Below are 7171 nucleotides of genomic sequence, written 5' to 3'. Positions count from 1 at the left end.
ACTGAGGATCAGAAAGCTTGTTTGAATCGATGTATTTCATCCGCAGATTATGCACGAATGCCAAGAAATCCGGAGTGCAAATATTAACCAAAAAGAAGATCGTTTTTTGATTTATGAAAGAGATCTAGTCAACAATATAGTCTTCATTGACTTTTTCTAAATTGTACTTGCTTAATTTTAAATATTTTGAGTTAATTAAAATAGAGTTTATGAAGTGTGTTATATTACTTAAGTTGATGCTTATTGTTTGATTTTTGAGTAAAAAACCATTATTGTAAATAGGGTGGCTTTGAATGCAAAGCCAGTATTTGAAGGTATTTAGAATTTTTGGTCTTTCTGTTAGTTTAATATTATTATCAATCTTTATTTTATTGAAGTTGATCGTTGTTATTTTTTTATTTATTTTTATCATCCATATATTTGATTCAAATTTAGTATTATTATAAAACCAATCTGGATTTCTTACATCTGATAGTTTTAAATTGTGTATGGTCGATGTTTTTTCAAAAGATTTTTCAATTAATTCATAGTTATTAGGGTTTTTTATCATCTCATTCTTTAATAGCATAAGTTCATTTATTGACATATTTTCAATATTTTTATTAATGTCGGATATAATTTCTTTTAATGCATTATTCACGATCATTTGTAAATATTCCTTCAATTATTTGATGCTTTATTGGGTTGTTTTTCGCTATTTTATACATTTCTATTATGTCTTTAGTCAAATACAAGCATTGTTGTAAATTATTTTGTGATTCTTCAATCTGAGATATTACATAATTCGCACTTGTGTACCACCATTTTAAATGTTTCTTTATGTCTTTTTCATTGTGAGAAGTCTCCTCAAATAAGTATTTAACTGCCAGAAAAATTTGTAGAAGAGGAACTGTTATTAAATAAATACCTATATAACTATTTTTATCGTTGTTATTTTTTTTCAATATTTATTTCATGAAATCCTTTTTCAATATGATGAGGCATGTCTTTGAATGCATGATTATTTATGAATTTATCAAGTTCATCTTTAGTGAAGTCTACTGATTCAAATAAATAAATAGACTCTTTCATAGATTCATAAATTAGAGCATTTTGAAATATTCGTATCCATCTATTTGTGTAAAATTTCCATAGAGCATCTGGTAAATATGAATCTATCAAACTAGGGTTATATTCCTCATGACCTAGTGCGATACTCATTTTATTGACAGACATTGTTTCATAGTAAACACGTACACCACAACTTGCTCTAAACCTTGTTAAGGTTAAATTTTGAAAGATATGTTTACTTTCGTTATTATTAAGTAATATCTCACTATTTCTATAACTTGTTATTTCATATGAATTTTTTAAGCAATTAATTAGTGTGGTACATGTACCATTTTCAATCTTTTTTACTCTTTTTGGTTCTGTAAATGCAGTTCTTGAAGCTAATAGCATGTATTCATAATCTTTATTATTCTCTGATTTTAAATAATTTCTTGCTATGCTAGTAATTCTTATGATGTCTTCAATTATTTTTACCGATTGAGAATTTAACTTAATTAATTGTTCAGCATGATTCACTCCTTTTCTTTTTTTGAAAGACTTGCTATACCAAGATTCCCCAATTTTAAAAAGACCTACATTACTCTTATTGTCATACAATTTCCAACTCAGTAGCCATGATTCAGTAATCGCGGGATGTTGATTAATTAATAGTATAAGTAAAGGATATAATGTATTATAACTTGAATAAAAAATTTCATCCTTAATGATATCTTTTTCCTTGCTAAAACCTGATATACCTAGAAAGTTTGAATAATTCTTAATGTCTTTGTGTTTAAAGGGAGTTTCATAATAAGTACGAAATGTGTTATTTTTACTTAGAGTTCCTATCGGTACAGGGTTTCTTAAATTATTATTTTGGTTTACTTTAATAGTTCCTTTGTTGCTGCATTCAATAAAATAATCATATTTTTCATTTACTTTTTGTCTGAGTAATTCTGAACAGTAGACTATATGGTCAATTTCATTAATTATTTTAATAAAAATTAATTCTTTAGCCTCACTATCTGTATAGCTTAGTGGAATTTGTGTTACTAATTTATTATGTAATAATTGTTGTTTATTGTTTTTTATCACATTTGTTGTAGTATTTTTATTTGTACAATTTTTATAGATTGGCCTAAGTATTTCTGTGAGAGGTTCTTGAAATATTCCATAGTTGACTAATAAGCTGTACATATCGACCATACAACTCCATCTTCCGTGAAAATGACCAATATTATAGTTTTTTATTTTTGCATCAATTAAGCATAAATTATAAATAATAAGCATGCTTTCAAATGCATACTCTGAAGACATTGCCCTCTGTAAGTTTTTAATATTTGGATAAACTAGAACTAAAATTCTAAATAAGCTAACTAGATATCCAATTTTTTTTGACAATGTGGTTGATATTATTTTTTTTCCATAAGTTATCATTATTTGATGTAATTTATGTGTGAACTCTTTTCCATATGCATCGTAAATAATACTGATATTTAGATTCATAATTTTCTTATCATTGCTGCAAATGCTCCAACCTTGATAATATTCAATTTTTTCTATATTTTTTTCAGTATTTTTATATAGAAATATACAATGTTCTACGTCTTCACTTATTGTATTTAATGAAAGGAAAATTGTAGTTTTCCTTTTATTTAGAAATAAAGCTAGATTATTGAATACTAACTGAACTTCATAGCTATAGTGGTATTTGTTGTAATTACTTGTATCTATTTCAGTATAGATAAATCCTATAAAGCACTCTACATGATCCTCCAGTGCAGCAGACGATGTTAAATTGAATATTGAGTGTTGACTCGATGTACCCTTCAAACATTCGATATACGCGCAATAGAGGGCTACTAGTGCAGTAAGCTTATTAAGCTTCTGTTCTTCTTGTTTTAGCCAGTAACGGCTAGCAATATCTAAAGTGTCTGAGTGATCATAATCCTTAAGGTATTTAACTTTCACAGAATGTTCCATCCATGACGATTGTCAAATAAATTAAAGGTTAAAAAATGTACTATGTCAATGAAAAATCTATAAAGAATCAATTTGACAACTTTGGTCAATTAGGAAAAGACTGCGGTCATCCAGTTCTATAATCGCCACTACATTATATTCCCGGTCCATCACCACAAAATCGGTCACTTTGCGGTTGAACTTGCTGCGCATTTTCATATTGTCATGCGTAATCAAAGCACTAAATGCGACCTGTGCCAGAATGTGATGGTGCGGAAAAGCATCTTTCAGGCGAGTAAACATCTTGCTTTCGAAAGCTGTAATAACACGCTTGGGATAAAATTTCTTCTGGCGGGTAAACAGATGAGGGAAGAGCAGGCAAATTAAGGCAAAGCTTGCCAGACAGCCAATCACAAAGAATATAAACTGACTCAAATCAAACACGGATCATAAAAGAAAAAAGAATAAAAAAACCCACTTCGCAATGAGTGGGTTCTTTCGGAATCTTGGCTCTCCCACCTGGGCTCGAACCAGGGACCTGCGGATTAACAGTCCGTCGCTCTACCGACTGAGCTATGGGAGAATAGATTGGCTCTCCAACCTGGGCTCGAACCAGGGACCTGCGGATTAACAGTCCGTCGCTCTACCGACTGAGCTATTGGAGAATCTGAAAGCGATTATAGAGAGATTTAAAAAGGGGTCAAGGCACTTTTATAAAAAAGCTGAAAAAACTGAATCAAGTGTTTTAAAAATAATCAAAAATGATTGTAGTTCAAAATGTTATGTTTATGTAACCTAGATTAAAGGTAGAGGAGTTTCATAATTATTCTCTGCCATGGTTGCAAGTCGCTAAAACTACAAACAAGACTCATATAGATATTTAATCCAAAAAATACCGGCATAAAAAAACCCACTTCGCAATGAGTGGGTTTTTTCAGAATCTTGGCTCTCCCACCTGGGCTCGAACCAGGGACCTGCGGATTAACAGTCCGTCGCTCTACCGACTGAGCTATGGGAGAATAGATTGGCTCTCCAACCTGGGCTCGAACCAGGGACCTGCGGATTAACAGTCCGTCGCTCTACCGACTGAGCTATTGGAGAATCTGATGCGCATTTTAGGCAGGAAAATAAAGACCGTCAATCAATTCCTGTAAAGAAATGAATCATTTGCTTTTTTAATATGCATCTCAAACCTAAAAATAAAAAAATCACCCATAAAGGGTGATTTTTTAAGCTGGAAATAAAAAATTATTTCTCAACACCAGCAGGTTGACCTGCATATTTCGCATTTGCGTAGTCCCAGTTCACCAGGCTTTCTAGGAAAGTAGAGATGTATTTAGGACGAGCGTTACGGTAGTCGATGTAGTAAGCGTGTTCCCAAACATCGATTGTCAACACAGCAATTTTACCGTGCGCCATTGGAGTGTCAGCATTTGAAGTTTTAAGGATAGACAGGTTACCGTTTACTTCATCAGCAACTAACCAAGCCCAACCTGAACCGAACTGAGTTGCAGCAGCAGTTGCGAACTCTTCAGCGAATTTTTCGTAAGAACCGAAAGCTTCGTCAATTTTTGCAGCCAAAGCGCCAGTTGCTTTACCGCCACCGTTTTTAGTCAAGCAGTTCCAGTAGAATGTGTGGTTCCATACTTGCGCAGCGTTGTTAAATACACCTGCTTTAGATGAATCACCAGCAGTTGCTTTGATGATTTCTTCTAGAGTTTTGCCTTCAAGCTCAGTACCAGCGATCAGGTTGTTCAGGTTAACCACATATGTATTGTGGTGTTTGTCGTGGTGGTATTCTAAAGTTTCTTTGCTGATGTGTGGAGCAAGAGCGTCGTAGTCGTATGGTAATGGTGGTAAAGTAATGGTTGTCATGTTTTCAATTCCTTGCATTTTGCTGGGTTTTGACAATAAGTGGCGTTATTGTAATAGATTCTTAGGCAAAAATGGGCACTGTGTATAAATAACAATACATAATAAAGCCTGAAAATTTAAAGATAAAGCCACCAATGTACTTGCCAATCGAAATTAAATCGGATTGTTTAATTCGAAATAACTATACTCAATATTAAATTGTTCTGAAATAGCTTTAGCCAGACGTTGTACACCATATTTTTCAGTGGCGTGGTGGCCGCAGGCATAATAATGCACATCCAGTTCCTGAGCATCATAAAAAGTACGTTCACTGACTTCGCCAGAAATATAAGCATCACAGTCTTGTGCTGCCGCTTTATGAATATAATCCTGTGCACCACCGGTACAGAAACCGACTTTTTGAATCAGGTTTTTTTCGGCAGGTAAATGTAACGCATCATAACCGAGTCTTTCTGAAACATAGGCTTTGAATCCTTCTGGCGTCATGGCCTGTTTTAAATAACCAATATTCCCAATTGGACGGCGCTCATTCGGATCAAGCTGTTCAAGGTTTTCCAGTTCCAGCAGGTCTGCAATCGCAATATTATTTCCCAGAGTTGGATGGCTGTCTAAAGGCAGGTGATAACCGACAAGGGAAATATCATTTTGGATTAGGCTTTTAATGCGTTTACCACGCATCCCGGTAATCGGGTAGGCTTCGCCTTTCCAGAAATAACCATGGTGAACCAGTAACAAATCAGCACCCTGTTTAATCGCAGCTTCGATCGCGGTTTGTGAGGCAGTAACGGCACATAAAATTTTATTGACTTCAGCGCGGCCTTCGATTTGTAAGCCATTCGGTGCATAGTCCTTAAATTCGGAAGATGCCAAAGTCTGATCGCACCAGCGGATAATATCGTTTAAATTCGCCATAAAATTCCTGTCAGTTGATGAACTTGCCAATTCTTATTTATATGTCCAATTGTAACTAAAGCAGCACAAATCTCTGTGGATTTTTTTGTGTTTAGTTATGTATTTGGCATTACAATAGGATACAAATTACTTAGTCATCAACGAATTAAAATATTTTAGAGGATAGCAAAGTGCGCCGCACCTTTACATGGTTACCTTGGGTGTTACTGATTTTAGTCATTATCGGTTTTTTGGGGTGGCAGCAGCTGCAGAAACCTAAATCACCGATTGCGCCGGATGGCGTAAAAATGCCTGCTGAAAAAGTAGAACCGTTGATTGATACTTCGCGTTCTGGAGGGGTTGTCTCCTATAGTGCCGCCGTGAAAGTCGCAGCACCTGCGGTGGTGAATATCTTTACCACACAAAAAGTAAAACAGCAGGCGCACCCTTTACTGACTGATCCAGTCTTCCGTGAATTTTTCGGTGATCAGTTGCCAGACCAGTTTGGTCAGAGTCCAAATGAAAACAGTTTAGGTTCAGGTGTAATTGTACGTCCTGATGGTTATATCCTGACCAATAACCACGTGATTGCACAAGCAGACCAGATTGTGGTGGCTTTGCATGATGGCCGCCGCGCTGAAGCCAAAGTCGTGGGTACAGACCCAGATACGGATTTGGCTGTAATCAAGATCGAACTTGAACAATTGCCAGTTTTGCCATTCAAGCTGAGTGGCAATGAAGTCGGTGATGTTGTTCTGGCTATTGGTAACCCGTTTGGTGTCGGTCAAACCGTGACTCAGGGGATTATTTCTGCGACAGGCCGTTCTGATCTGGGCATCAATACCTATGAAGACTTTATTCAGACAGATGCTGCAATTAACCCGGGTAACTCGGGTGGTGCATTGATTGATGTTGCTGGTAACCTGATCGGGGTAAATACAGCAATTTTCTCGCAAACAGGTGGCTCACTGGGGATTGGTTTTGCGATTCCAGCTAAAATCTGTCAACAGGTCATGAATGCAATCCTGAAAGATGGCCGTGTCGTTCGTGGCTGGCTGGGTATCAGTCTGTTACCGACTGAACGTAATGATGTACTGCAACCTAAAGAATCAGGTGTAGTGGTCGCTGAAGTGCTGGAAAATGGACCAGCAGCAAAAGCTGGCATCCAGCGTGGTGATAAAATTATCAAAGTAAATAATGAAGTGATTACTTCTGCCTCACATCTGATTAATTTTGTCGCTTTACAGGCCCCAAACAGTACCGTTCAGATTGAAGTAGAGCGCGCTGGAAAAACCATGACACTGGATGTGGTGATTAGTGAACGTAAAACGCAAAGCAGTTCTTCACAATATATTCCTTTACCAGGTCAGTAATTTTTTCTAAGAAAATCCCTCCATGTGAGGGATTTTTTTAT

At 35.7% G+C, this 7171-nt stretch carries 6 protein-coding genes, 4 tRNA genes and 1 pseudogene; 1 reads left to right on the top strand and 10 read right to left on the bottom strand.

The genetic code is table 11. The annotated features are described in order from the left end of the window. Positions 1–124: 124 nt before the first annotated feature. The 10 genes and pseudogenes from FTV25_RS12540 to FTV25_RS12500 all read right to left on the bottom strand — a co-directional run bounded on the left by FTV25_RS12540 (position 125) and on the right by FTV25_RS12500 (position 5778). Positions 125–646 carry a hypothetical protein gene (locus tag FTV25_RS12540; protein WP_257219036.1) on the bottom strand — a complete coding sequence of 174 codons (522 nt, stop codon included), beginning with the start codon at positions 644–646 and terminating at the stop codon, positions 125–127. Further along, positions 633–944, bottom strand: coding sequence for a hypothetical protein (locus tag FTV25_RS16130; protein ID WP_180004516.1), 312 nt, complete (start codon positions 942–944; stop codon positions 633–635). Before FTV25_RS16130 ends, FTV25_RS12540 begins: the two co-directional genes overlap by 14 nt. Next, positions 931–3000 (bottom strand): hypothetical protein, encoded by a 2070-nt coding sequence (locus FTV25_RS12535; RefSeq protein WP_257225171.1) that lies wholly within the window; start codon positions 2998–3000, stop codon positions 931–933. The genes FTV25_RS16130 and FTV25_RS12535 overlap by 14 nt, the downstream gene beginning before the upstream one ends. A gap of 111 nt (positions 3001–3111) precedes the next feature. After that, positions 3112–3435 (bottom strand): annotated as a pseudogene (locus tag FTV25_RS12530) (DUF2726 domain-containing protein); the annotation flags it as partial. Positions 3436–3498: 63 nt separating this feature from the next. Beyond that, positions 3499–3574, bottom strand: a tRNA-Asn gene (locus FTV25_RS12525). 6 nt (positions 3575–3580) lie between these two features. After that, positions 3581–3656: transfer RNA gene (locus FTV25_RS12520), tRNA-Asn, on the bottom strand. A gap of 278 nt (positions 3657–3934) precedes the next feature. Further along, positions 3935–4010, bottom strand: a tRNA-Asn gene (locus FTV25_RS12515). Positions 4011–4016: 6 nt separating this feature from the next. Then, positions 4017–4092, bottom strand: a tRNA-Asn gene (locus tag FTV25_RS12510). A 147-nt stretch (positions 4093–4239) separates the two neighbouring features. Beyond that, positions 4240–4866 carry a superoxide dismutase gene (locus tag FTV25_RS12505; RefSeq protein WP_004782758.1) on the bottom strand — a complete coding sequence of 209 codons (627 nt, stop codon included), beginning with the start codon at positions 4864–4866 and terminating at the stop codon, positions 4240–4242. Between the two features lie 153 nt (positions 4867–5019). Then, on the bottom strand, positions 5020–5778 hold the full coding sequence (locus FTV25_RS12500) for a Nif3-like dinuclear metal center hexameric protein (protein WP_180004010.1): 759 nt from the start codon (positions 5776–5778) through the stop codon (positions 5020–5022). A 170-nt stretch (positions 5779–5948) separates the two neighbouring features. On the opposite strand from FTV25_RS12500, the gene FTV25_RS12495 reads away from it, so the two are divergent. Continuing rightward, entirely contained in the window at positions 5949–7130 is a 1182-nt protein-coding gene (locus tag FTV25_RS12495) for a S1C family serine protease (protein ID WP_004782756.1), read from the top strand. The last annotated feature ends 41 nt before the right edge of the window (positions 7131–7171 follow it).

Source organism: Acinetobacter sp. YH12249 (assembly GCF_013417475.1).
GTDB lineage: Bacteria > Pseudomonadota > Gammaproteobacteria > Pseudomonadales > Moraxellaceae > Acinetobacter.
This window is presented reverse-complemented; position numbering and strand designations above follow the sequence as displayed.